At 70.5% G+C, this 23,871-nt stretch carries 20 protein-coding genes; 8 read left to right on the top strand and 12 right to left on the bottom strand.

What is annotated here, in order from left to right:
• Positions 1-53: 53 nt before the first annotated feature.
• The 6 genes from OHT51_RS16150 to OHT51_RS16125 form a co-directional block, all read right to left on the bottom strand.
• Entirely contained in the window at positions 54-1,073 is a 1,020-nt protein-coding gene (locus tag OHT51_RS16150; RefSeq protein ID WP_328879649.1) for a MerR family transcriptional regulator, read from the bottom strand.
• A gap of 3 nt (positions 1,074-1,076) precedes the next feature.
• A complete protein-coding gene (locus tag OHT51_RS16145; protein WP_328879648.1) occupies positions 1,077-1,748 on the bottom strand; it encodes a HEAT repeat domain-containing protein in 672 nt (223 codons plus the stop codon).
• A gap of 382 nt (positions 1,749-2,130) precedes the next feature.
• Positions 2,131-4,140 (bottom strand): calcium-binding protein, encoded by a 2,010-nt coding sequence (locus tag OHT51_RS16140; protein ID WP_328879647.1) that lies wholly within the window; start codon positions 4,138-4,140, stop codon positions 2,131-2,133.
• A 415-nt stretch (positions 4,141-4,555) separates the two neighbouring features.
• Positions 4,556-5,674, bottom strand: a complete 1,119-nt coding sequence (locus OHT51_RS16135) for a hypothetical protein (protein ID WP_328879646.1) — start codon at positions 5,672-5,674, stop codon at positions 4,556-4,558.
• A 150-nt stretch (positions 5,675-5,824) separates the two neighbouring features.
• Complete coding sequence (locus tag OHT51_RS16130) at positions 5,825-7,423, bottom strand: M48 family metalloprotease (protein ID WP_328879645.1); 1,599 nt, start codon at positions 7,421-7,423, stop codon at positions 5,825-5,827.
• A gap of 113 nt (positions 7,424-7,536) precedes the next feature.
• Complete coding sequence (locus OHT51_RS16125; protein ID WP_328879644.1) at positions 7,537-8,655, bottom strand: hypothetical protein; 1,119 nt, start codon at positions 8,653-8,655, stop codon at positions 7,537-7,539.
• Between the two features lie 206 nt (positions 8,656-8,861).
• On the opposite strand from OHT51_RS16125, the gene OHT51_RS16120 reads away from it, so the two are divergent.
• Complete coding sequence (locus OHT51_RS16120) at positions 8,862-10,016, top strand: cystathionine gamma-synthase (RefSeq protein WP_328879643.1); 1,155 nt, start codon at positions 8,862-8,864, stop codon at positions 10,014-10,016.
• Between the two features lie 42 nt (positions 10,017-10,058).
• Here the strand turns inward: OHT51_RS16120 and OHT51_RS16115 are convergent, their stop codons facing one another.
• The 3 genes from OHT51_RS16115 to OHT51_RS16105 all read right to left on the bottom strand — a co-directional run bounded on the left by OHT51_RS16115 (position 10,059) and on the right by OHT51_RS16105 (position 11,538).
• On the bottom strand, positions 10,059-10,307 hold the full coding sequence (locus OHT51_RS16115; RefSeq protein WP_328879642.1) for a hypothetical protein: 249 nt from the start codon (positions 10,305-10,307) through the stop codon (positions 10,059-10,061).
• Entirely contained in the window at positions 10,304-10,816 is a 513-nt protein-coding gene (locus tag OHT51_RS16110) for a sigma factor-like helix-turn-helix DNA-binding protein (protein WP_328879641.1), read from the bottom strand. The genes OHT51_RS16115 and OHT51_RS16110 overlap by 4 nt, the downstream gene beginning before the upstream one ends.
• Before the next feature lie 215 nt (positions 10,817-11,031).
• A complete protein-coding gene (locus OHT51_RS16105; RefSeq protein ID WP_328879640.1) occupies positions 11,032-11,538 on the bottom strand; it encodes a MarR family winged helix-turn-helix transcriptional regulator in 507 nt (168 codons plus the stop codon).
• A gap of 163 nt (positions 11,539-11,701) precedes the next feature.
• On the opposite strand from OHT51_RS16105, the gene ilvA reads away from it, so the two are divergent.
• The 3 genes from ilvA (at position 11,702) to OHT51_RS16090 (ending at position 14,967) form a co-directional block, all read left to right on the top strand.
• Positions 11,702-12,931, top strand: a complete 1,230-nt coding sequence (ilvA, locus tag OHT51_RS16100; protein ID WP_328879639.1) for a threonine ammonia-lyase — start codon at positions 11,702-11,704, stop codon at positions 12,929-12,931.
• A gap of 207 nt (positions 12,932-13,138) precedes the next feature.
• The gene (locus OHT51_RS16095; protein WP_328879638.1) at positions 13,139-14,116 is read left to right on the top strand and encodes an ATP-binding cassette domain-containing protein; all 978 of its coding nucleotides are present in this window, start codon (positions 13,139-13,141) and stop codon (positions 14,114-14,116) included.
• On the top strand, positions 14,113-14,967 hold the full coding sequence (locus OHT51_RS16090) for an ABC transporter permease (protein WP_328879637.1): 855 nt from the start codon (positions 14,113-14,115) through the stop codon (positions 14,965-14,967). Before OHT51_RS16095 ends, OHT51_RS16090 begins: the two co-directional genes overlap by 4 nt.
• A gap of 75 nt (positions 14,968-15,042) precedes the next feature.
• Here OHT51_RS16090 and greA read toward each other — a convergent pair whose 3' ends face one another.
• Together greA and OHT51_RS16080 are read right to left on the bottom strand one after the other, a co-directional pair.
• Positions 15,043-15,543 (bottom strand): transcription elongation factor GreA, encoded by a 501-nt coding sequence (gene greA, locus OHT51_RS16085; RefSeq protein ID WP_328879636.1) that lies wholly within the window; start codon positions 15,541-15,543, stop codon positions 15,043-15,045.
• A gap of 211 nt (positions 15,544-15,754) precedes the next feature.
• Positions 15,755-16,153 (bottom strand): DUF4307 domain-containing protein, encoded by a 399-nt coding sequence (locus OHT51_RS16080; RefSeq protein ID WP_328879635.1) that lies wholly within the window; start codon positions 16,151-16,153, stop codon positions 15,755-15,757.
• 168 nt (positions 16,154-16,321) lie between these two features.
• On the opposite strand from OHT51_RS16080, the gene mca reads away from it, so the two are divergent.
• Both mca and OHT51_RS16070 read left to right on the top strand, forming a co-directional pair.
• Entirely contained in the window at positions 16,322-17,182 is an 861-nt protein-coding gene (mca, locus tag OHT51_RS16075) for a mycothiol conjugate amidase Mca (protein WP_328884334.1), read from the top strand.
• Positions 17,175-17,435, top strand: coding sequence for a hypothetical protein (locus OHT51_RS16070; RefSeq protein WP_328879634.1), 261 nt, complete (start codon positions 17,175-17,177; stop codon positions 17,433-17,435). The genes mca and OHT51_RS16070 overlap by 8 nt, the downstream gene beginning before the upstream one ends.
• A gap of 71 nt (positions 17,436-17,506) precedes the next feature.
• On the opposite strand, the gene OHT51_RS16065 is transcribed toward OHT51_RS16070, so the two are convergent.
• Positions 17,507-20,707 (bottom strand): tetratricopeptide repeat protein, encoded by a 3,201-nt coding sequence (locus OHT51_RS16065; RefSeq protein ID WP_328879633.1) that lies wholly within the window; start codon positions 20,705-20,707, stop codon positions 17,507-17,509.
• Positions 20,708-20,866: 159 nt separating this feature from the next.
• Here OHT51_RS16065 and OHT51_RS16060 point away from each other — a divergent pair, with 159 nt between their 5' ends.
• Both OHT51_RS16060 and OHT51_RS16055 read left to right on the top strand, forming a co-directional pair.
• Positions 20,867-21,685, top strand: a complete 819-nt coding sequence (locus tag OHT51_RS16060; RefSeq protein ID WP_328879632.1) for a recombinase family protein — start codon at positions 20,867-20,869, stop codon at positions 21,683-21,685.
• The gene (locus OHT51_RS16055; protein ID WP_328879631.1) at positions 21,663-23,696 is read left to right on the top strand and encodes a thioredoxin domain-containing protein; all 2,034 of its coding nucleotides are present in this window, start codon (positions 21,663-21,665) and stop codon (positions 23,694-23,696) included. Before OHT51_RS16060 ends, OHT51_RS16055 begins: the two co-directional genes overlap by 23 nt.
• Positions 23,697-23,871: the final 175 nt, after the last annotated feature.

Raw genomic sequence — 23,871 nt, 5'->3', positions numbered from 1 at the left:
GTCCGACTGGCACATACTCCGCCGCCCGCGGCACGCCGGAACGAACCCGTCCGTCACCGTGCGTCGCGTAGCCGGAGAAGGTACGCCGCGGTCAGCGCAACGGCACGGTCCCCGTCCTGCGACAGGTCCACGAGGGCATCCGAAACCGTGCTCCCCGGGATGTCCGCCAGCGCCTGGGTCAGCCGTACGCGCGCGGGTGCTGCGGTGGTGCCGTGGGCGAGACGGTCGACGAGCCCGGAGGCGATCCGATCCGCGGCGGTTGGATCCACCGTCGCGGGGTCGCCGGCCAGCATGCTCAGCGCATCGGCGGCATCGGTGTCGTTTGTCCCCGCCACGATCATGTCGATGAGCGCCGGGATCGCCTCGGCCACTCCACGCGTCCCGAGCGCCAGAGCCGCATGGCCGCGGACGACGACATCGGCGTTCGCGAGGGCGTCCCGCAGCCGGGCGGTGGCCTCGTCACCGGGCATCTCCGCGAGGGTCTGAACGGCACGCTCCCGCACCGCGGCCACCGGTGAGTCGAGGCCCTCCGCCAGCAGTGCCGTGCCGCCGTCACCCGAGCGCGCCAGCGCCCATCGAAGAGCTCCGGCGACGTTCGGATCCGACTCCCTCAGTACCGCCTCGACCAGGGCTTCCACCGGCACCGGGACCTCGCCGGCCGAGGAGAGGGCTGCGCGCTGGCGGGCGGCTGCGCTCTTCGACCCCAGCGCCTGGAGGAAGGCGACGACCTGGAGGACGTCCTCCCAGTCGGTGGGTTCCGCGGCATCGATCCGGCGGAGCCGCGTGAGCAGCTCGTTCTCGGCCGCGATGCGTTCGTGTGTCTGACGGATGAGGTCGTCGACGAGCGACGAGGGCGTGAAGCGGGGATCGTCGAGCGCGCGTCCGATCTCACGCAGCGACAGCCCCAGCGACCTCAGGCTCTCGATGTGGAAGATCCGCCGGATGTCCTCGCCGGAGTACTCCCGATAGCCGGAGCCCGTACGACCCGAGGGTCGCAAGAGGCCGAGCGACTCGTAATGCCTGAGCATGCGGGCACTGACCCCGGACCGTCGCGCCACCTCACCGATCAACACTTCCTATCGTCCCTCCTGGCCGGACCCGCCGAGGGCCACGATGCGCTTCGCCTCCTCGATCGCCAACTCGAATCCCGCATCGGGGTCTTGCAGCAGCCGTTCCGTGGCGAGCGCGTGCGTACGCACACGCCGGTCAGTGGCTGTCGTCGCAGCACGCAGAGCGGGCACAACGGCCTCACCCAGTGCGACCAGCGCCCGGCTGAGGCTCAGCTGCGTCTCCCGATCACCGCGCCCGAACTGCGTCGCCAGTACGGCGGCCAGCCCGGACTCCTCGCCTTCCGGCACGAGCACGACCGCGGTCCGCCAGGCGCTGCGCGCCACCTCGTCGTCGGCGTCGGACAGGAGCGCCCGCGTGATCGCCGGCCACGCCTGCCGGTCCCCGATCTTGGACAGCGTGTGCAGCGCTTGACTTCGTGCTTGCGCCCGCTCCGAGCGGACTGCGCGGAGCAGCGCGGGGAGCGTCAGGGACACCGGGTGGCGGGTGAGAGCCCAGGTCAGCATGTCGCGGACGAAGAACTCGGGCTCGATCGCGCAACGCTCGACGAGCTTGTCGACGAAGCGCGGATCCGGCGTCGTGCCGACCGCCAGAGCCGCCCGCAGCCGCACGGACGAACGGCCGTCCTCCAGTGCCTGGAGCGCTCGTATCGCATCCGTTGCCTGTCGCGTCATGGTCATCGGGACCACCTCCTCGGCAAGCAGTGAAGGCCTTGTCACCGTGTCAAGGTCAACGCCTCTCGGACGCCGTCGCACCTTCGTCGGTCCTGGGGGGAGGCCCTGGGCCTCCGGCATCCTGCGTCCGGCATCCTGCGTCCGGCGGTGCGACTCACGTCAAGCAGTGTTCACAGACCCGGTGCGCAGAGAGAGTCATACGGCAGGTCACGACATGGCCGTATGCGGGTGGTGGCCTCATGACATGAGGCCACGTAGCTGCCACCAGCGACGTTCCGGCGCCGAGCTCGCGCGCCACCCCGACGCAGACCAGCTCGAAGCTGTTCTCGCCGGGGCTGACGCCGATGAATGCCGGTGCACCGACACGCCCATGCGGCAGAACCCATGCCTAGGGGCAGCTGATCCGGGTGTCGCCCGAGTCCGTCGTGCAGGTGTCCGTGCCGGAGCCGCCGTTGGCGGTGTCGTTGCCGGATACGTTGTCGACGGTGTTGAGGCTGTCGTTGCCGTCGTTGCCGATCAGGTTGTCATTGCCAGGGCCCCCGTTGAGGGCGTCGTTTCCGGAGCTGCCGTCGAGGCGATCGTTGCCGTAGCCGCCGTACACGGTGTCACCGCCGAAGCCGGCGTTGACGGTGTCGTCCCCTCCTAGAGCGCAGATCACGTCGGGGCCGAACGTGCCGTTGAGGGTGTCGTTGCCGCTGGTTCCGATGCGGGTGCAACCACGTGCGTTGTTCACCGTGGTGGTCGCCGCGGCGGTGTTGTTGCCCGAGTCCGGGTCGGATTGTGTGGCGCCGACCGTGGCCCGGTCGGAGAGGGCGCCGACGGCCCGCGGCTCGGCCGCGATCTGCACCGTGGCGCTGGCTCCGGGGGCGAGGGTGCCCAGGGAACAACTCGCGCTGGTGGCCGTGAGGGTGCAGGTGCCCGTGCTGGGGGTCGCCGAGACGACCGAGGCGGCTGGGCCACTGAGCGTCTCGGACAGGGAGACGCCGGTTGCGGAGGTCGTGGTGCTGTTGTTGGTCACGGTCACGCTGTACGTGGGACGGTCGCCGATGCTGACCGTGGTGGGACCGGTCTTCCTGACCGACAGGTCCACGCCGGGCGGTGGCGGAGGTGTGGCGGTCACCTGGTACCGGACCAGGCCGCGGTCGTCGCCGGCGTTACCGGAGGCGACGATCTTTCCGTCGGGCTGCAACGCCACTGCGGTGGCTGTGTCGAAGAAGCCGTTGGCAGCATCGGTGGTCACCTTGCCGCCGGTTCCGAAGCCGCCGTCCAGGTTGCCGTCGAGGTTGTACCGGGCCACCGCGAAATCGGCGTGGCTGATGCCCGCGGCGACGATCTTCCCGTCGGACTGCAACGCCAGGTCGGAACTCCTGTCCAGGGTTCCGCCTGCGAAGTCGGTGGTGACTTTGCCGTCGCCGCTGAAGCCACTGTCGAGGGTGCCGGTGGGGTTGTAACGGGCCAGGGCGAAGTCGAAGTCGCTGAATCCTGAGACGACGATCTTTCCGTCGGACTGCAACGCCACTCCACCGATCACGTCGGCATCGGCGAAGGGGGTGGTCACCCTGCCATCGGCGTCAAAGCCGGTGTCGAGGCTGCCGTCGCCGTTGTAGCGTGCGAGCGCGAAATCGGAGGCGTTGGCCGGATAGTTGTACCCCGCGCGACCGGCAGCGACGATCTTCCCGTCCGACTGCAACGCCACGTCGAAGGCGGTCGCCGCGCCGCCCGCAAAGGCGGTGGTGACCCTGCCGTCGCCGTCGAAGCCGGTGTCGAGGCTGCCGTCGCCGTTGTAACGGGCCAGCGCGAAAGCGGCGCCGCTACTGCCGACGACGACAATCCCGCCGTTGGCCTGCACTTTTACGGAGAACGCCTCGGACGGCCCACCCGTTCCGAACTCCGTGACCACCGTACCGCCGGTCCCGAAACCGGTGTCCAGCGTCCCATCAGGGTTGTAGCGGACCACCGTGAACTCGGGGTTCAGGGTCTCGGGGTCCGATGTGCGGCCGACCACGACGATCTTGCCGTCGGCCTGCACCGCCACCCCGTTGGCGTAGTCCTCACTGCCGCGAACGTCGGTGATCACCTTGCCGCCGGTCCCGAATCCGGAGTCCAGCGCCCCGTTGGGGTTGTAACGGGCGAGGGCGAAGTCGACCTCTCCGCTTTCGTAGGGCTGGACGAGACCTACGGTGACGATCTTGCCGTCGGGCTGCAGCGCCATGCCGCGGCTCTCGTCGTAGCCGCCGAAGTCGGTGACGACTCTGCCGTCACCGTCGAAGGTCGGATCGAGGTCGCCCGGTGCGGCGAGCGCGAGTCCGGGCACGGCCAGTACGAGCGCCAGGCCCGTGGCCGCCGCGATGCCGGTTCGCCCCAGTGCTCTTCGCAGACCAGAGGTGAATGTGTACATATGGGCTTGCTTCCTGCCCCTCGTTGCCTCGCAGCGGATCGCTGCGTCCAGTGACAGCCCACAGCCTGTGGGAACCGTTGCGGCAAGATCCTTGCGGCGGGCTGAGCTGGGCTTACTGGACGTCGAGATCCATCCCCACGGGTGAGAGTCACGCAGGGGCTCGGAGCGCGTGCCGGCCGTGCCGCTGACCAGCGCGGCGGTCGGCCGAACGCCCGTCGAGCAGAAGTGAGTTCGGCGGACTGCCACTCCCCACCTCAAGCGCCGACGCGGCACGCGTCGCGCACAACGCTCCAGGTTCGAATCGACCGGGGCCCCAAGGCGAAGCCCGCATCGGCGAGCCTGGGCCGCGAGGTGGCCTCTGGCGTACCGGGCCTGATGTCCACCCTCCGGAGCGCGCCTCAACGTGCGGCCGGGCTCAGATTCCGCCCCGCGCCTTCACCACCTGCGCGGCGCTGAAGTCCCGTTGCTGCACATAGGCCTTGATCATCGCGTCCCGGCCGCCCCGGTACGACCACGGCACCGCGTTGATGTACCCGTCGACCAGCCGGAACTGCTCGGCCGCCGCCTCGTACCGGTCCTGCCAGAACAGCAGGCTGGCCAGCAGATGACGGACCTGCGGGATCCGCCAGTCCTCGGGGTCGGCGGCAGCCGCGGCCGCCACGTCGACCAGGGCTGCGTCGACCGCCGCCACGATCTCCGGGCGCTTGTAGAACTCGTCCTGCTCCAGGTCGGAGTGCTGGATCTCGTACTCGAAGTACGCCTCCAGCGGCAGCAGGGTCAGCAACTGCCCCGGCGTGCCCTTCTCGGCCGCGGAACGGGCGAAGCCCTCCGCCAGCTCGTGCGAGCCGCGCCACTTCGCGCACCAGTACTGGAGGGCGGAGGTGTGCGCGGCCAGGTGGTGCGGGTCGCGCTGGACGATCTCGGCCCAGATCTCCTCGAACCTCTCGTGCGGGTATCCGAGGCCCTTCGCCAGCGGGAGCTCCACGATGAACGGGCACGGGTCGTCCCCGGCCAGCGCCTGCGCCTGCGCGCATGCCTCCCGGGCCTGGTCCAGGATCCGGCGGAAGCCCGCGAACTGCTCCTGCGTGGTGTGCTTGGCGGTCGCCGAGCCGCGGACCTCCCAGGCGAGGTAGATCATTGACTCCGCGAACACCAGCGCCATGTCGGGGTCCTCCGGCCGCTCGGTGCGCCAGGCCAGCAGCCAGGAGTCGTCCTTGACGGCCTCGTCGGCCAGCACACTGGAGCGCCGGTCCCGCTCCTGCCAGTCCCGCCCGGCCTCGGCCAGGAACTGTGCGCCGGCCTTCCAGTCCCCGGCCCGTACGGCTTCGCGTGCGGCCGCGATCCGGGGGTCGGGGGCGTAGGCCCGGTCGGTGTCCAGCTGCTCGCCGGGCAGGAAGCCCAGCTGGGCGGCGGCCTTGGCCAGATCCCGGTTGCGGACGGATGCGCCGCCTCCGCGCGGCGCCGACTTCTTCTGCGTGCGGTACCAGGAGTAGATCGCGAGCAGGATCACGATGATCGGGAGTATGTGACTCATGGGTGTGTCTGCGTCCTTGAGCAGTGAGGGGCCTGAGCGGGAAGGGGAAAGGGAAGGGGGACGGGGGGAGGGGAGGGGGGCTGTGCTCGATGGCGGGCCTATGTCAGGTGTCGGCCCTGAACCCGGCTTCGGCCTGTCCGTTGGTGCCGGTCACTGCACCCGTGCCAGCAACTGCCGCAGTTCCCGCGTGTCCGGTACGTCCTCCACCACCGCGTCCAGCGCCTGCTTCAGCGCCTCCTCGTAACCGTCCGGCAGGCGCAGCCGTGCCGGGTCCGACCAGGACAGCTCCCAGTGGGCCCGGCCGCGGCGGACGAGTTCGGAGACGACCATGCGCGAGAGGCGGGCGCGCACTTGGGGGCGCGCGAACTCGCGGGCCGCGCGGCCCGTGGCGGCCTGCGCCTCCGGCGACTTGGGCAGGCGGTCGGCCATCTGCCACAGCCTGCCCGCGTCGACGGCATCCAGGAACGAGGCCAGGGAACCGTCGCCGCCGTGGAGCTCGGTGGCGGCCGTGCGCAACGGCTCGGCGTCCTGGTCGGCGTGCCAGAGCATCGACTCGTTGACCAGCTGAGTCCAGTCGGCGGTGCGGCGCAGCTGATGGGCCTCGGGGGTGAGGGCGGCCTGCTCCAGTGCGGCGAAGGCGTGGGCCGGGTCGGTGAGCAGGCAGAGCGCGGGGCGGGCGCCGGTCAGGGCGCGGCCGTCGTCGGGGAGTTGCTCGATGCGGGCGATGCGCTCGGCGATCGGAGGGTGGGAGTCGTACGCCGACTGCTCCTCCTCGGGCAGGGCCTGCCGCATCTCGTCCAGCTCGTCGGCGCGCCCGGCCAGCAGATGGCGCAGCCCGCCGAACACCTCGCCGGGTGGCGGCAGCAGTCCGGCGCCGGTGCCGAGGGTCGCGTACGACTGCATGTAGAAGCCGTGGGCCGAGTCCAGCACGGGGATCTCGCGCAGCGCGGACGCGGTGGCGTCGCGGCCGGCGATACGCGCGGCGGCCAGGTCGGCGGCGAGCTCCTGGCGCCGGCCCACGCCCTGGGAGGCGCGCAGGTAGAAGGTGCCGTACCAGAGGAACGGCTTGGCGGCGAGGCGGTAACTCAGGCCCGCCGTCCCGGCGTCGACCGTGCCCGTCGTCTTGCCCTTGGCGAGCCGCTTGGCGTTCTTCTTCTCCTGCTTGGCCTCCTCCTTCGCGACCTTCTTGCGGGAACGCTCGTGCAGGCTGGCGACGGTGCGCATCACCTGGAGGCGGCCGCGCAGGGTGATCGCGGAGAGGCGGGTGTCGTGGTTCGTGTAGTGCCCGAACTCATGGGCCAGCACGGCCCGCAGCTGCGGTTCGCTCAGGCCCGCCATCAGTGGCAACCCGATGTACATGCGGCGCCGGCCGGGCTTGAGACCCAGGAAGGTCGCGTCCTCGGCGACGGCCGCGTTGACGTCCGGCGTCAGGACGATCTCGTCCGGCGCGCGGGTTCCGGTCTCGTCGGCCAGCGTGCGTACGGCTGCCCAGAGCGCGGGCTCCTGCTGCTCGGTCGCGAGCAGACCGGGCGGCGGTTCGTCCTTGGGCGTGCGCAGCGCGAACATGCCTTGCACGATGGGGATCGCCAGCAATGCGCTGACGATCCACACCTTGGCGGTGACGCTCCCGACCCCGCCCTCCGCGACGGCCCAGTCGACGGCGACGAGCGCACCGAGCATGACGAATCCGAGCAGATAGAACCCGGCGAGCAGGATGAGCGCGCGCACGGCACGCAGAGTTGCCCCCATGTTGGGCAATTCCCCCCACGAGAAATGGACATGACGAAGTGTGTGGGGGGAAGCGGAGTATGCCCTACCGCAGGTCAGTGCGGCAATGCGGGTTTTTCCGGGGGGTGCTCGGCTCAGTGCGGCAGGGTCGCCGGGCTGCCGCCGTTGGCCTCGTAGCCCGCCACGGCCAGCGCCCGGTAGACCGCGAACTCGGCGGCCGGGTCGGGGGACAGGGTCCAGGGGAGGGCGCCGATGTGGCCGTCGACGTGTATCAGCTGGTCCATGGCCTCGGCCCAGCGCTCGCCGCGCACCAGGAAGAACACCAGCAGGTGGCGTACGTGCGCCAGCATCGGGTCGTCGGGGCGGGCCGCGTGCACGGCGTACAGCGCGCCGTGGATCGCCTTTGTCACGACCTCGCTCTGGTAGAAGCCGCTGACCAGGTTCACCTCGGGCAGGTGCTCGAACACCGCGAACAGCGGCATGGCGGCGAGGAGGGAGCCCTGGGGTGCGCGGGCTGCCGCCGCTTCCGCGAACTCGTAGGCCAGCTGGCGCGAGCCGTGCCACTTCTCGCACCAGTAGTGCAGGGCCACCAGATGCGCGCCCATGTGGGACGGGGCGCGGTCCAGGATCTTCAGCCAGAGCTGCTCGAACTCCGCCCGGGGGTAGGCGAGTCCTCGCGCGACCGACATCTCGACGATGTACGGAATCGGGTCGCCGGGGGCGAGCAGCGCCGCGTCACCGCACGCCGACTTCGCCTCCTCCATGATGATCCGGAACTCGTCCGTGCCCGGCGTCGCCGTGCGCCACGCCTGCTGCACCAGGAACTCCGCGTGCACGGCCGCGCCGCCCGCGTCCTTGGGCTGCTCGGTCCGCCACACCCGCAGCCACTGGCCGCCCGGCGACTCGCTGACGCCGCCCGGCCGCTGCTGGAGCTCCAGCGACGCGGCGCCCGCGAAGGCCTGCACGCGCTGCCAGCGCTGCTCGCCCTCCGCCTCGGTGCCGGCGAGGAGCTGGGAGGCCGCCTTGTAGTCCTGTGTGCGCTGCACCAGGTCCAGGACGTCCAGCAGGTCCTGGTCGGGGCCGGGCATGCGCACGTCCAGCTCCTCCTGCCGCACGAAGCCGTAATTCGCCGGGTCCGCGGCGTCCGGGTGGCCGGGGTGGACCTGCTCGATCATGCCCCGCCTGCGCCGCATGAACGGCACGACCACAAAGCCGATCATGAGGAGCGCGATCAGGACCCAGAGAATTTCCATGCCTCCAGCGTTCCAGACGCCGCCGACAATTGGCCAACGAGGTCGGGCGGCCTGTGGAAAAAGGGTTCCGTGGCGTGCGGGCCTGTGGAAAACGGGGTCCGTGGTGGGCGGGCTGAGTGGGCCGGGCGGGCCGAGTGGGGCCGGGAATCGGCCGGGAACCCCTGCCGTCCGGCATCCGCCCCGTTCGCGCATTACGCTCGGTGCCCATGAGCGACAGGCATATCAGTCAGCACTTCGAGACCCTCGCGATCCACGCGGGAAACACCGCCGATCCCCTCACCGGCGCGGTCGTCCCGCCGATCTACCAGGTCTCGACCTACAAGCAGGACGGCGTCGGCGGCCTGCGCGGCGGCTACGAGTACAGCCGTAGCGCCAATCCGACGAGGACCGCCCTGGAGGAGAACCTCGCGGCCCTGGAGGGCGGCCGCCGCGGCCTCGCGTTCGCGTCAGGACTGGCGGCCGAGGACTGCCTGTTGCGTACGCTGCTCAGCCCCGGCGACCACGTGGTCATCCCCAATGACGCCTACGGCGGCACGTTCCGGCTGTTCGCGAAGGTCGTCGCGCGATGGGGCGTGGACTGGTCGGTCGCCGACACCAGCGATCCATCCGCCGTCCGGGCCGCCATCACCCCGAAGACCAAGATCGTGTGGGTGGAGACGCCCTCCAACCCGTTGCTCGGCATCACCGACATCGCGGCCGTCGCCCAGATCGCCCGGGACGCGGGCGCGAAGCTCGTCGTCGACAACACCTTCGCCACGCCGTATCTGCAGCAGCCGCTGTCCCTCGGCGCGGACGTCGTGGTGCACTCCCTCACCAAGTACATGGGCGGCCACTCGGACGTCGTCGGCGGTGCGCTGATCGTCAGCGACGCGGGCCTGGGCGACGAACTGGCCTTCCACCAGAACGCGATGGGCGCGGTCGCCGGGCCCTTCGACTCCTGGCTGGTGCTGCGCGGCACCAAGACGCTGTCGGTACGCATGGACCGGCACAGCGAGAACGCCACGAAGATCACCGACATGCTGACCCGGCACGCGCGCGTGACGAGCGTGCTGTACCCGGGCCTGCCCGAGCACCCCGGTCACGAGGTCGCCGCCAAGCAGATGAAGGCGTTCGGTGGCATGGTCTCCTTCCGGGTCACCGGCGGCGAGGAGGCGGCCGTCGAGGTCTGCAACCGCGCCAAGGTGTTCACGCTCGGCGAGTCCCTGGGGGGCGTCGAGTCCCTCATCGAGCACCCCGGCCGCATGACCCACGCGTCCGTGGCCGGCTCCGCCCTCGAGGTCCCCGCCGACCTCGTCCGCCTCTCCGTGGGCATCGAGAACGTGGAGGACCTCCTGGAGGACCTCCAGCAGGCGCTCGGCTAGCCCTCAGGGCGGCAGGAAAGGGCAGGGGACCGGAGGAAGGGTTCACCAGCCCGTCAGCGGTGGAGTCGTCTCCGACGGCGGCTCCACCCAGGGGCGTGCCGTCAGCGCCCACACCACGAACGCCATCGTCGCGGCGAACAGCGCCAGCCACATCAGCAGCACGGCGGCCTTCCTGCGGCGCAGCATGCGGCCGCCGCGCTGCACGGCCTCGGCGTACAGCTCCGGCGGCACCGGCGGCGGCGTGCGCTCCATGATCCGCCGGGCGGCCGCTTCTCGTTGGGCGCGATTCACGGCGACACCGCCTTCGGGCCCAGCACGGCAGGCGCGGGCTCGCGCGGAGGATGCAGCAGGGTCGCCGTCGCACGGTCGCAGATCGCGTGGACGCGCTCCCTGGGTAGGCCGAGCAGGGCCGCCGCCTGCTCCTCGGCGACACCCTCGTACAGCCTCAGGACCAGGATCAGGCGTTCCTGCGGGGAGAGCCGGGCGAGCGGGCCGTCGGGGTGCGGGCGGGACCGGCCGAGGGCGGCGAGAGGGCGGTACTGGTGCCATACGGCGCGGGAGAAGCGGGTGGCCAGGTACTGGCGGGCGCGGTCGTACGGGTCCTCGCCGCGCAGTCGGTCCCAGCACGCGTACGTGTGCGCGAGGGACAGCGTCAGCAGGCGCCGCGCGCGCGGGTTGTCGCCCGGCGGCTCAGCGGTGAGCAGCGTGGCGGCATGCAGCAGCCGCCCTGCCGCGCCCGCGACGAACCCCGCGAACTCGCGGTCCCGGCGGGCGTCCTGGACCACTCGTTGTCGTCCCACCGCCCCTCCTGCCTGACCGACCCTGAGGAACCGGACCCCAGCCCCGCGCGTGACGCGTTTCGGCCGCGCACGAGGAGGACCCGGTTTTCATATGAGGCCAGCGGCGGCCCGGGGTCAAGAGCCGGGAGCGGATCACGCGAGTACGCGCGCGTGCGGGTGCCGGATTCGGGGCGGCGACGGGCGTCACCGTGGCGCCGAAGGGGCTCAAAGGGCTCTCAGGAGGCCGTGGGCGAGTCCGTGCCCGAGATTCCCTGCGCCGCCATCCGCGACGAGAGCGCGGTGTTGAAGCGAGTGAGGAGCGTGCAGAACGCCTCACGCTCCTCCGGGGCCCAGTCCTGCGTCAGCTCGGCCATCAACTGACGCCGGGACGAACGCACTTCCTCCAGTCGCGACTGCCCGCGCGGGGACAGCTGGAGCACCACCGCCCGCCCGTCCTCGGGGTGCGAGGTGCGCTTGACGAGCCCTGTGTCGACGAGCGGCGCCACCTGGCGGGTCACCGTCGACGAGTCGATCCCCATGCTTGCGGCGAGCGCCTTGACGCCCATGGGGCCTTCCTTGTCGAGGCGGTTGAGCAGCAGGTATGCGGCGCGGTCCATGGAGTTGCGCACCTGTCCGACCCCACCGAGCCGGGTCTGTTCGGCACGACGGGCGAACACCGCCACCTCGTGCTGCAGCGTGTCGAGGAGACCGCTGTCAGCGACGGTCGTCATGTCCATCGACATTTCAGGTGTTGTGGGCATGGCCGGGGGCTCACTTCATGAAGGGGGTGCTGGGTTGGGGGACAGGGTACGCGGCCCGGACGCGGGGTGTACCGGGGCTGCGTAAACCCATCTCGGTGCTTGGTCACACCAGGGCCGTGCGCCTGTGAACTGCGAGACTTGGGTCATGAGCTACAGCACGGCTGACTCCTTGCCTCCCGTCACCCTCGACGACGTGCGCGGGGCGCAGAAGATGCTGACCGGCGTGGCGCGTGTGACGGCGATGGAGGGCAGCAGGCACCTGTCCCAGCTGGTGGGCGCGCCGGTGCACCTCAAATGCGAGAACCTCCAGCGGACGGGATCGTTCAAGCTGCGCGGCGGCTACGTCCGGATCGCCGGGCTGCTCCCGGAGGAGCGGGCGGCGGGGGTCGTGGCCGCGAGCGCCGGCAACCACGCACAGGGCGTCGCCCTCGCGTCGTCGCTGCTCGGCGTGCACTCGACGGTGTTCATGCCGAAGGGAGCCCCGCTCCCCAAGATCAGCGCCACCCAGGACTACGGCGCCGAGGTGCGCCTGTACGGCCAGGTGGTCGACGAGACGCTCGCCGCGGCGCAGGAGTACGCCGCCGAGACGGGCGCGGTGTTCATCCACCCCTTCGACCACCCCGACATCATCGCTGGCCAGGGCACGGTCGGTCTGGAGATCCTCGAGCAGTGCCCGGAGGTGCGGACGATCGTCGTCGGCATCGGCGGGGGCGGGCTCGCGGCGGGTATCGCGATGGCGGTGAAGTCGCTGCGGCCCGACGTGCGGATCGTGGGCGTGCAGGCGGCCGGCGCGGCGGCGTATCCGCCCTCGCTGGCGGCCGGGCATCCCGTCGCCGTCGACAACCCGGTGACGATGGCGGACGGGATCAAGGTCGGCAGGCCCGGTGAGGTGCCGTTCCGGATCATCGGCGATCTGGTGGACGAGGTCCGCACGGTCAGCGAGGACGAGCTGGCCACCGCCCTGCTGCTGTGCCTGGAGCGGGCCAAGCTGGTCGTCGAGCCGGCCGGCGCGAGCCCCGTCGCGGCGCTGCTGAGCGACCCCGGCGCCTTCGAGGGTCCGGTCGTCGCGGTGCTGTCCGGCGGCAACGTCGACCCGGTGCTGCTGGAGCGCGTCCTGCGGCACGGCATGGCCGCGCAGGGCCGCTACCTGGCCGTACGGCTGCGGCTCACGGACCGGCCGGGCGCGCTCGCGACGCTTCTGGGGGTGTTGTCAGTGGTGGACGCTAACGTCCTCGATGTGAGTCACGTACGGACCGACCCACGGCTCGGGCTCACGGAGGCGGAGGTCGAGCTGCACCTGGAGACGAAGGGCCGTACGCACTGCGTCGAGGTCGGCCAGGCCTTGCGCGAGGCGGGTTACACGGTCATCGGCTGAGACTCGAGCGGTCGTCGGTCGAGGCCTCGGCGGGCGAAAGCACAGGCCGGAATCCCTTTGTCACTCCTTCGGGTAATCCCGTTGAGAGACGCGATACATCGCGTTATGGTGTGTCTCGTATCTACGCGACAGCGCCGAGTCATGGCGCGGAACGAACAGTGCAAAACCTAGGCTTTCCGAAGTTTCCCCGAAGACGTGGAGATTCATATGCCAGGCGCCATCTATGCCGAAGGCCTGGTGAAGACCTTCGGTGACGTAAGGGCTCTGGACGGCGTCGACCTCGATGTTCGCGAGGGCACGGTCCTGGGCCTGCTCGGGCCGAACGGCGCGGGCAAGACGACTGCCGTCCGCTGCCTGACGACCCTGCTGCGCCCCGACAGCGGCTCGGCGGTCGTCGCGGGCATCGATGTCCTCAAGGAACCCGATGCCGTGCGCCGTTCCATCGGTCTGTCCGGACAGTTCGCGGCGGTGGACGAGTACCTCACCGGCCGCGAGAACCTGCAGATGGTCGGCCAGCTCTACCAGATGAGGTCCAAGGCGGCGAAGGCCCGCGCGGGCGAGCTGCTGGAGCAGTTCGACCTCGCCGACGCCGCCGACCGTCCCACGAAGACCTACTCCGGCGGCATGCGTCGCCGCCTCGATCTTGCCGCCGCGCTGGTGGTCTCGCCGCCCGTGATGTTCATGGACGAGCCGACGACCGGCCTCGACCCCCGCAACCGGCAGATGCTGTGGGAGGTCATCAAACGCCTGGTCTCGGGCGGTACGACACTGCTGCTCACCACCCAGTACCTCGAAGAGGCCGACCACCTGGCGCACGAGATCGCGGTTGTCGACCAGGGCCACGTCATCGCCACCGGCACCTCCGACCAGCTCAAGGCCCGCACCGGCGGCGAGCGCGTCGAGCTGGTGGTGCACGAGCGCGACGAGATCCATGCCGCTTCAGAGGTGCTGCGCGGCTTCGGCAAGGGCGACACGACGGTCGAGGACCACATGCGCAAGCTCACCGTCCCCGTGACCGGAGGCGCCAAGCTCCTCGCAGAGGTCATCCGCGAGCTCGACACCCGGGGCATCGAGATCGACGACATCGGGCTGCGCCGCCCGACCCTGGACGACGTCTTCCTGTCCCTGACAGGACACCTGGCCGAGGTGAAGGACGAGGAGAACGGCAAGGAGGCCGCCAAGTGAGTGCTCTCGACGCCGTGCGGGTCGCGCCGGCCACGAACCCGGTCAGTCAGTCCGTCCGGGACTCGGTCGTCGTTGCGAAACGCAATCTGATCCGGATGTCCCGGATCCCCGAGATGATCATCTACGGCCTGATCCAACCGATCATGTTCGTGGTGCTGTTCACCTACGTCTTCGGCGGATCCATGCAGATCGGCAGCAGCACCAGCGCCGTCGACTACAAGAACTTCCTGATGGCGGGCATCTTCGCGCAGACCGTCACGTTCGCCACCGCCAGCTCAGGCGCGGGCATCGCCGACGACATGCACAAGGGGCTCATCGACCGCTTCCGCTCCCTGCCCATGGCGAGAGGTGCGGTGCTCACCGGGCGTACCTTCGCCGACCTCGTCCAGACCGCCCTGACCCTGGTCGTCCTCGCGGTGGTCGCCCTGCTGGTCGGCTGGCGCGTCGGGTCGGACGGCAGCACCAACGCCGGCAGGGTCCTGGCGGCCTTCGGACTGCTGCTCCTGCTCGGCTACGCGTTCACCTGGATCGGTGCCCTGATCGGCATGTCCGTCCGTACCCCCGAGGCGGCCACGTCCAGCGGACTGATCTGGCTCTTCCCGGTCACCTTCATCTCGAACGCGTTCGTGGACACCAGCCACATGACCCCGTGGCTGCGGCACGTCGCCGACTGGAACCCCTTCAGTGCCACGGTCCAGGCGTGCCGCGAACTCTTCGCCAACCCGGGAGTCTCACCGTCGGACGCCTGGCCCATGCAGCACCCGGTGTGGGCCTCGCTGATCTACTCGATCCTGATCATCGTGGTCTTCCGCACCCTGGCGGTTCGGAAGTACCGCTCGGCGACGGCATGACGAAGCCCCCGGCGCCGGTGGGCGCCGGGGGCTCGTAAGGGAGATGCAGGCCGGGGCAATGCCGCACGGCCCGGGTCAGCCGCTGTAGGGCTCGGCCTTCAGGATCTTCACCGAGGCCGTCTTGCCGTTCGGCAGCTCGTACTCCGCGTCCTCGCCGACCTTGTGGCCGATCACGCCGGAACCCAGCGGGGACTGCGGGGAGTACGTCTCGATGTCCGAGCTCGCGTACTCGCGCGAGGCGAGCAGGAAGGTCGTCGTGTCGTCCTCGTCACCGTCGAAGGCGATCGTGACGACCATGCCGGGCGCCACCTCACCCTCCGCCGACGTCGGCGCCTCGCCGACCTTGGCGTTCTCCAGGAGCTGGGTCAGCTGGCGCACACGGAGCTCCTGCTTGCCCTGCTCCTCCTTGGCCGCGTGGTACCCGCCGTTCTCGCGCAGGTCGCCCTCCTCGCGCGCGGCCGCGATCTTGGCGGCGATCTCCGTGCGCGCAGGACCAGACAGGTGCTCCAGCTCGGCCTTGAGCTGGTTGTACGCCTCCTGGGTCAGCCAGGTGACGTTCTCGCTGGTCTGGGTCACAGGTGCTCCTCGTAGGTACTGGGAATACAAAGCATCGCCCTACCCAGAAGGATGTTCCTTCATGGATGGGCGAAACCACGAGCCTAACAATTCAACGGCCGAAGGGGGAGGACATAAGCCATCAGAATCACGTCAACGCAGGTCAGCGCCTACGTATTCCGGACAAAGACGGTCGGTGTCGACCAGGGTCGGTCAGTTCCGGACGGCCCGGTCAGTCGGCGTGGCAGCCGAGCAGCTCGGCCGTCGTTCCCGGGGACGCCGTGCGGAGCGTGACGACCTTGTCGATCCGGGTCGCGTCGCCGTCGAAGCGGAAGTCGGCCCGGCCCACCTCGGCGCCGCTCTCCGCCTGGGAGCGCAGCGTGCAGTAGCCGGAGGCGCCGGCGTCCTTGCGGACCTCCAGATGCACCTTCACCGCGTTCTTCCCGGCGTCGAACTCGATCACCTCGGCGCTGATCTTGTTCTGGCCGACGTAGTGGTAGCCGAAGTAGCCGATCACCGCCAGCAGTACCGCCCCGAGGGCGGCGCCGACGACCTTGAGCGTGCGGTCGGCGCGCTCGTCCGAGGAGCGGCCGTAGCGGCTCTCGGGCCGCCGCGTCGTCGCCGTGCTCATGATCGTCCTCTCGGCCGGGGCGGGACGGATGTCCCGAAACGGGTTCTCAGGGCCGTACCCCGGAATTATCCGCCCCCCGATTCGGTCACTATAGAAGCCGCCGATCGCACCGGTTCACACCGGGCGCCGACTTATGAGGATTGAGTCTTGACTGACCAGCTGCGACTGATGGCCGTCCACGCCCACCCCGACGACGAGTCGAGCAAGGGCGCGGCCACCATGGCGAAGTACGTGTCCGAGGGGGTGGACGTGCTGGTCGTGACCTGCACGGGCGGGGAGCGCGGCTCCATCCTCAATCCGAAGCTCCAGGGCGACAAGTACATCGAGGAGCACATCCACGAGGTACGCAAGAAGGAGATGGACGAGGCCCGCGAGATCCTCGGGATCAAGCAGGAGTGGCTCGGCTTCGTCGACTCCGGCCTGCCCGAGGGCGACCCGCTGCCCCCGCTCCCCGAGGGCTGCTTCGCCCTGGAGGACGTCGACAAGGCGGCCGGTGAGCTGGTGAAGCAGATCCGCTCCTTCCGTCCCCAGGTGATCACCACCTACGACGAGAACGGCGGCTACCCGCACCCCGACCACATCATGACCCACAAGATCTCGATGGTGGCCTTCGAGGGCGCGGCAGACACCGAGAAGTACCCGGAGGGGGAGTACGGCCCCGCGTACCAGCCGCAGAAGCTCTACTACAACCAGGGCTTCAACCGCCCCCGCACCGAGGCCCTGCACCAGGCCATGCTCGACCGCGGCCTGGAGTCCCCCTACGGGGACTGGCTCAAGCGCTGGGACGAGTTCGGCATGAAGCAGCGCACACTCACCACCCATGTCCCGTGCGGCGACTTCTACGAGATCCGCGACAAGGCCCTGATCGCGCACGCCACCCAGATCGACCCCGACGGCGGCTGGTTCCGCATCCCGCTGGAGCTCCAGAGAGAGGTCTGGCCGACCGAGGAGTACGAGCTGGCGAAGTCCCTCGTCGATACCTCCCTCCCCGAGGACGACCTCTTTGCGGGCATCCGCGACAATGCCTGACATGAGCGCAAGCGCAAGCCTGGCAATGACACAGCTCGCCACCCTCGCCAAGGAGGTGGACGAGGACAAGGTGACCCCGGGCGTCCTCGGCTTCATCGTCTTCGCGGTGATGGCACTGGCGGTGTGGGCCCTGATGAAGTCGATGAACCGCCACATGAGCAAGGTCGACTTCGCGGAGTCCCCAGCCGCGAAGACGGAGGGCTCCGCAGAGGACGCCGAGGCCACCGGCCCGGCCAAGCCGCGGCAGGGCTGACGCCTTTCCGGGTCGGCGGGCCCGGCTCCTGAGGGCCCTACCGCCGGGCCGGCGGACCCGCGGCATCCGAGTCACTGCCGGGCGGCGACCGCCACCCCCATGACCTCCCGGGCATGGCGGTTCGGCACCATGCCGAGCCGCCATGCCTGCCATCCCGCCTCCAGGTTCACGCCGCGCTCCAGCAGGAGCTGGTACGCCTCCAGGTAGCCGTCCAGCTTCGCGTCCCGCAGCGGATGACCGGCGCGGGCCACCTGGGCCAGTTCCTCCTGCGCCACCGCCGCGCCGACCTCCACGCCGCCGGGAGCCGCGTACGGCAGCAGCGTGCAGCGCAGGAAGCGGGCCCAGTCCTCGCCCCGCCGGTCGCCGTACGAGGCGAACAGACCCACCGCGTCGTCGCACAGGGCCAGTGCCTGCTGCGTACGGGTGTTCCCGGCATCCACCACCGCCAGTTCCAGGCATGTCCACGCCTCCCCGTGGGCGACGCCGATCCGCTGGAAGTTGGCGCGGGCGTCCACCAGGAGCTGGCGGGCGAAGCCGGAGTTCTTCAGCGACCCGGTCTGGGCGGCGCGCTGGTCCCGGGTCACGCGGGCCGAGTGGTGCCGGGCGCAGGCGAGGCCGTAGACGTCCTGCATGCGCGAGAACATCGTGCGGGAGCGTTCCAGCTCGCGTACCGCGACATCCAGGTTGCCCGTCTCCTCCAGAGCCTGGCCCAGGTAGTAGACGGACCAGGCCTCACCGCGCGCGTCCTCGTTGTCGCGATGCCGGGACGCCGCCTGCCGCAGTCCGTCCACCGCCTGGGAGGGATCCCCGGCGACCAGGCGGGCGCGGGCCAGCTGGGTCAGCGCCCACGCCTCCCCGCGGGCGTCGCGCGTACGGCCGTACAGGTCGAGCGCCCGGCGCAGCTCGGACTCCGCGCCCGGCACGTCGCCCATCCGCAGGCCCAGCTGGCCGAGCTGGAAGTGGGCCCACGCCTCGCCGTGCACCGACTCGCCGGCGCGGTGCAGGACCAGGGAATCGGTGAGCAGGTCCAGCGCCTCCGGCACGCGCCCCCGGTCCCGTTCGACCGCCGCCAGCGCATGCATCGTCCAGGCGCGGTCCGTCGCCAGCTGGGGCGCCGACTGAAGGTCCAGGGCCTCGCGGAGTTTGGCCGCCGCCTCGGTGAGGTGGCCCTGGTGGTGCAGGGTGATGCCGAGGGAGCACAGGGCGCGGGCCGCGCCCGCATCGTGGTGGGCCTGCATATAGAGGTCGACCACCGAGGTCAGGGTCGTGCGGGCCTTGTCCAGCTCACCCAGCTGACGGGCCGCGATGCCCGTACGCCACTGCACCGAGCGGACCAGCAGGCCCTGGTCCACGGCCTGGGCCAGCTCGCTGATCTCGCCGAGGCGGTAGAGGTCGCCCCGCAGCAGGCAGTAGTCGCACAGGGCGCCCAGCAGATTGAGCACGGCCGCCTGGTTCGCGTCCTCCGCGTGCCTGAGGGCCGCCGTGATGAAGCTCGACTCGTCGTCCAGCCAGCGCAGCGCGTCGTCCAGCGAGGTGAAGCCGTGCGGGCTGAAGCGGTCCGAGCGGGTCGACATGTTGCCGTCGACCAGGCGCAGGACGGATTCCGCGAGGTCGGCGTAGTTCACGATCAGCCGCTCCTGCGCCCCCGTACGCTCCGACGGCTCCTCCTCGTCGAGAAGGCGCGCGTGGGCGAAGCCGCGGACCAGGTCGTGCAGGCGGTAGCGGTTGCCACGGACGTGGTCGATCAGGCCCGACTCGGACAGGGCCACCAGATGGCGCGTCGCCTCCGCCTCGTCCGTGGCCAGGAGCGACGCCGCCGCTGCCGCACCCAACGACGCCCTGCCTGCCAGTGCCAGCCTGCGTAGCAGCCGTCTCGCGGACTCCGACTGGTCGGTGTAGCGCAGCCACAGCACCCGCTCGATCGGCTCCACCGGGCCGTACGCGCCCAGATCCGTCGCCAGCGTGCGCGGTGAGCGCGGCCCCAGCGACGAGCCCGCGATACGCAGTGCCAGCGGCAGCCCGCCGCACAACTCCCCGATCAGCTCGGCGGATTCGGCGTCATAGGGGCTGGCGGAATCCTGCGCCGCCGCGGACAGCAGCTCCTCCGCGCCCGCCGCGTCCAACAACTCCACCGGCAGCTGATGCACCCACGCGGCGAGATCCGCGGGCAGGTCGAGAGCCTCCCGCGCGGTGACCAGGACCAGGCTGTCGGAGCGCTCGGGGACGAGGGTGCGGACCTGCTCGGGGTCCGAGGCGTCGTCGAGTACGACGGTGACCGGGAGGCCGGTCAGATGCTGGTGGTAGAGCTCGCTCAGCCGCTTGACCTGCTGATCCGTCGAGGATCGCTCACGGAAGAGAAGCTGCTCGCGCGGGGCGCCCAATCGGTTCAGCAGATGCAGCAGCGCGTCCCGCGTCGACAGCGGCGGCTCCTCTGTCGTGTCACCGCGCAGATCCACCACGCACGCCCCGCGGAACTGGTCCTTCAGATCGTGGGCCGCGCGGATCGCCAGTGCCGTACGGCCGCTGCCGGGCGCCCCGTGCAGGACGACCACCGTCGGCTTCGTCTCCGTACTCGCCCGCGCCGCCTGCACCCACTGCCGGATGCGGGCCATCTCCTGCCTGCGCCCCGCGAACGGGCCCATCAGCTCGGGGAGTTGACCGAACGACTGCTCCAGCACGTTCCGGCCACGGGCCGCCGCGCTCTTGTCCGCGCCCTTCAGCCGCGGCGCCGACTTCTGCGGGCCGGTGGACGCGCTCAGCACCCGCTGCTGGTCGAGGAACGGGCGGATGCCCCGTACCTCCAGCGCCGTCAGCCACTGCAGCCGCAGCTGTTCCGGGCCGCCAGGCTGGCCGACGGCGCCCGCGCGGTGGTGCGCGGCCGGCAGATGCGTGCCGGCCACCTTCACGACCGTCGCCGCGGCGCCGACGACGCCCACGGTCACGCCCGCGCCGACGGCCGTCACCGTGCCGGTGCCGAGGGCCAGATCGGACACCACGGCCGCGACCGCGGCCACGCCGGCCACCATCAGCGGCGTACTGCCGCCCTCCCGCGCGAACCGCTGCCCGAACGTCAGCCTCCCGGCCTCCGCCTCGTCCAGGGCCTGCGTGTACGCCTCGTACTCCTCGGCCGCCACCTGCGCCATGGCGTCCAGCGCCCCGCGCGCCCGCGACAACAGCACCTGCCCCTCGACGCGCCCGCCCGAGCGGCGTACCTCCTCCTCCACGGCCCGAGCCAACAGCCGCTCGGCCTCCGTCCGATGGCTGTCCCGCATGTCACGTCCCCCTCCGGCGGCAACTCCTATGCCTATGAGTGTCCTTCGGGGGAGGCCTGAGCGCGAGAGGGACGGCGATCATCGAACCGCCTTCCGTGACCTTCGAGGTGGATCGCTCGTTCTTTTGACTGGGGAGCGAACTATCGAATCGGGGGCGTTGTGAACCAGCATGGGCCCTTCGGCTGGCAGCGGGACAGAATCACGCTTCATCCCGACGAGGCGAAGCTCGTTGAGCAGGCGATCAGCGACCGCATCGCGGGGAAGGCGGTCCGGGCCATCGCGGCAGACTGGTGTGATCTCGGGGTCACCGGCACCCGTGGTGGCAGACCCAACGCGCAGACCGTCACCCAGATCATCACGGCGCCGCGGGTCTGTGGCTATCGGGCCAACCGGGGCGAGTTGCTGTTGATCCCGGAGACGGGGCAGCCCGTGCGCGGTCAGTGGGAACCCATTGTGGTGCCGGATCAGTGGCACGCGGTGTGCGCCACGTTCTCGCCCGGGAGTCTGTACCTCCACAGGGGAAGTGGCGCTCCGAGACTGACCGGGCAGAAGCGGAAGGCTCCCCGCCACCTGGCCACCGGCTTTCTTCGCTGTGGGGCGCAACGTCACGACGGCACGGTCTGCCGAGGATCGCTGTGCGCTCAGAAAGGGAGGAGCAAGAAGAGCCCGTACGTCTACTCCTGCCGAAGCTGCGGTCGATGCAGCATCAGCGGGCCGCTGGCGGACGAGGCGCTTGAACGGCTGGTCTTCTCCGAAGATCGAGGAGCGGCGAAGCCTCCGCAGCTGCTGCGGGACCGCTGGCGGTCCGGGGAGATGGGGCTCGAGGAGAAGAGGAAGGTCGTCGCGTCCGTCGTCACACGCTGCATCGTCCGCCCCGGCGTGAAGGGAGCCGCTTCCTGGGACCACTCGCGGGTGGAACCCCTGCCGGAGCGCCCCCGTCAGGCAGGATGGAGGTATGCCGAACCGACTGGCCCATGAGACATCCCCGTATCTCCTTCAACACGCCGACAACCCCGTCGACTGGTGGCCTTGGTCGGAAGCGGCCTTCGCGGAGGCGCGTCGGCGAGGGGTTGCCGTACACCTGAGTGTCGGGTATTCGAGCTGCCATTGGTGCCATGTCCTCGCCAAGGAAAGCTTCGAGGACGAGGCCGTGGCCGCATACATGAACGAGCACTTCGTCAACATCAAGGTCGACCGAGAAGAACGCCCCGACGTAGACGCCGTCTACATGGAGGCCGTCCAGGCCGCCACCGGGCAGGGCGGCTGGCCCATGACGGTGTTCCTCACGCCCGACGCCGAGCCCTTCTACTTCGGCACCTACTTCCCGCCCGCTCCCCGGCAGGGGATGCCGTCCTTCCGGCAGGTCCTGGAGGGGGTGCGCAGTGCCTGGGCGGACCGGCGGGACGAGGTCGCCGATGTCGCCGGGAAGATCACCCGGGATCTCGCCGAGCGGGAGATCTCCTACGGCGGGACCGAGGCGCCCGGCGAGCAGGAGCTGGCGCAGGCGCTCCTCGGGCTGACGCGGGAGTACGACCCGCAGCGCGGCGGGTTCGGGGGCGCGCCCAAGTTCCCGCCGTCCATGGTGGTCGAGTTCCTGCTGCGGCACCACGCGCGGACGGGGGCCGACGGCGCGCTGCAGATGGCCCAGGACACCTGCGAGCGGATGGCCCGGGGCGGGATCTACGACCAGCTCGGCGGCGGCTTCGCGCGGTACTCCGTCGACCGGGACTGGGTCGTGCCGCACTTCGAGAAGATGCTGTACGACAACGCCCTGCTGTGCCGCGTCTACGCCCACCTCTGGCGCGCCACGGGCTCCGAGCTGGCCCGCCGGGTCGCCCTGGAGACCGCCGACTTCATGGTGCGTGAACTGCGCACGAACGAGGGAGGGTTCGCCTCCGCGCTCGACGCGGACAGCGACGACGGGACCGGCAAGCACGTCGAGGGTGTCTACTACGTCTGGACCCCGGAGCAACTGCGTGCGGCACTCGGCGACGAGGACGCCGAACTCGCCGCCAGGTACTTCGGTGTGACGGACGAGGGCACCTTCGAGCACGGTTCCTCCGTCCTTCAGCTTCCGCAGCAGGACGGGGTGTTCGACGCCGAGAAGGTCGCCTCCGTGAAGGAGCGGCTGCTCGCCGCGCGGGCCGAGCGTCCCGCGCCCGGCCGGGACGACAAGATCGTCGCCGCCTGGAACGGCCTCGCCGTCGCCGCCCTCGCCGAGACCGGCGCCTACTTCGACCGCCCCGACCTCGTGGACGCCGCCGTCGCCGCCGCCGACCTCCTCGTGCGGCTGCACCTCGACGACCACGCCCGCCTCTCCCGCACCAGCAAGGACGGCAAGGCCGGCGCCAACGCGGGTGTGCTGGAGGACTACGGCGACGTCGCCGAGGGCTTCCTCGCGCTCGCCTCGGTCACCGGCGAGGGCGTCTGGCTGGACTTCGCCGGGTTCCTGCTCGACCACGTGCTCGCGCGCTTCACCGACGCGGAGTCCGGCGCCCTCTACGACACGGCCGCCGACGCCGAGCAGCTGATCCGCCGCCCCCAGGACCCCACCGACAACGCCGCCCCGTCCGGCTGGAGCGCGGCGGCCGGCGCCCTGCTGAGCTACGCCGCGCAGACCGGTGCGGAGCCCCATCGTGCCGCGGCCGTAAAGGCGCTGGGCGTCGTCAAGGCGCTCGGCCCGCGCGTCCCCCGCTTCATCGGCTGGGGGCTCGCCGTCGCCGAGGCCAACCTCGACGGGCCGCGTGAAGTCGCGGTGGTCGGCCCGTCCCTGGCCGACGAGGGCACGAGGACCTTGCACCGTACGGCGCTCCTGGGCACCGCCCCGGGCGCGGTCGTGGCCGTGGGCACTCCGGAGAGTGACGAGTTTCCGCTCCTTGTTGACCGGCCGCTGCAGCAGGGCGCACCCGCCGCGTACGTCTGCCGCAACTTCACCTGCGATGCCCCGACCACGGATCCCGACCGTTTGCGGACCGCGTTGAGCAGGTGAGACGGCAGTCAAATCGGGGCACTTACGCAGCCTGTGTTCGATTTACTCACTCTCGGGGCTCGTTGTGAGGAAACGCGCTCTTCATCAAAACAGCCTGCGGACTTCACAGATCCCCCTTAATGTCTCCACAGTGACGCGACGGATGTAACTCACCGTTGCGACAGGGGGCATTGGG

The sequence above is a fragment of the Streptomyces sp. NBC_00299 genome (genome assembly GCF_036173045.1).
In the GTDB taxonomy this organism is placed as follows: domain Bacteria; phylum Actinomycetota; class Actinomycetes; order Streptomycetales; family Streptomycetaceae; genus Streptomyces; species Streptomyces machairae.
This window is presented reverse-complemented; position numbering and strand designations above follow the sequence as displayed.

What these genes read in the sequence shown, in the direction of transcription:
- OHT51_RS16120 (WP_328879643.1), top strand. Translation starts at nt 8,862, where the DNA reads ATGAGCGACAGGCATATCAGTCAGCACTTCGAGACCCTCGCGATCCAC.
- OHT51_RS16145 (WP_328879648.1), bottom strand. Translation starts at nt 1,748, where the DNA reads ATGACCATGACGCGACAGGCAACGGATGCGATACGAGCGCTCCAGGCA.
- OHT51_RS16070 (WP_328879634.1), top strand. Translation starts at nt 17,175, where the DNA reads ATGCCTGACATGAGCGCAAGCGCAAGCCTGGCAATGACACAGCTCGCC.
- OHT51_RS16105 (WP_328879640.1), bottom strand. Translation starts at nt 11,538, where the DNA reads ATGTCGATGGACATGACGACCGTCGCTGACAGCGGTCTCCTCGACACG.
- OHT51_RS16080 (WP_328879635.1), bottom strand. Translation starts at nt 16,153, where the DNA reads ATGAGCACGGCGACGACGCGGCGGCCCGAGAGCCGCTACGGCCGCTCC.
- OHT51_RS16055 (WP_328879631.1), top strand. Translation starts at nt 21,663, where the DNA reads ATGCCGAACCGACTGGCCCATGAGACATCCCCGTATCTCCTTCAACAC.
- OHT51_RS16125 (WP_328879644.1), bottom strand. Translation starts at nt 8,655, where the DNA reads ATGGAAATTCTCTGGGTCCTGATCGCGCTCCTCATGATCGGCTTTGTG.
- OHT51_RS16130 (WP_328879645.1), bottom strand. Translation starts at nt 7,423, where the DNA reads ATGGGGGCAACTCTGCGTGCCGTGCGCGCGCTCATCCTGCTCGCCGGG.
- OHT51_RS16140 (WP_328879647.1), bottom strand. Translation starts at nt 4,140, where the DNA reads ATGTACACATTCACCTCTGGTCTGCGAAGAGCACTGGGGCGAACCGGC.
- OHT51_RS16065 (WP_328879633.1), bottom strand. Translation starts at nt 20,707, where the DNA reads ATGCGGGACAGCCATCGGACGGAGGCCGAGCGGCTGTTGGCTCGGGCC.
- OHT51_RS16095 (WP_328879638.1), top strand. Translation starts at nt 13,139, where the DNA reads ATGCCAGGCGCCATCTATGCCGAAGGCCTGGTGAAGACCTTCGGTGAC.
- ilvA (WP_328879639.1), top strand. Translation starts at nt 11,702, where the DNA reads ATGAGCTACAGCACGGCTGACTCCTTGCCTCCCGTCACCCTCGACGAC.
- OHT51_RS16135 (WP_328879646.1), bottom strand. Translation starts at nt 5,674, where the DNA reads ATGAGTCACATACTCCCGATCATCGTGATCCTGCTCGCGATCTACTCC.
- mca (WP_328884334.1), top strand. Translation starts at nt 16,322, where the DNA reads ATGGCCGTCCACGCCCACCCCGACGACGAGTCGAGCAAGGGCGCGGCC.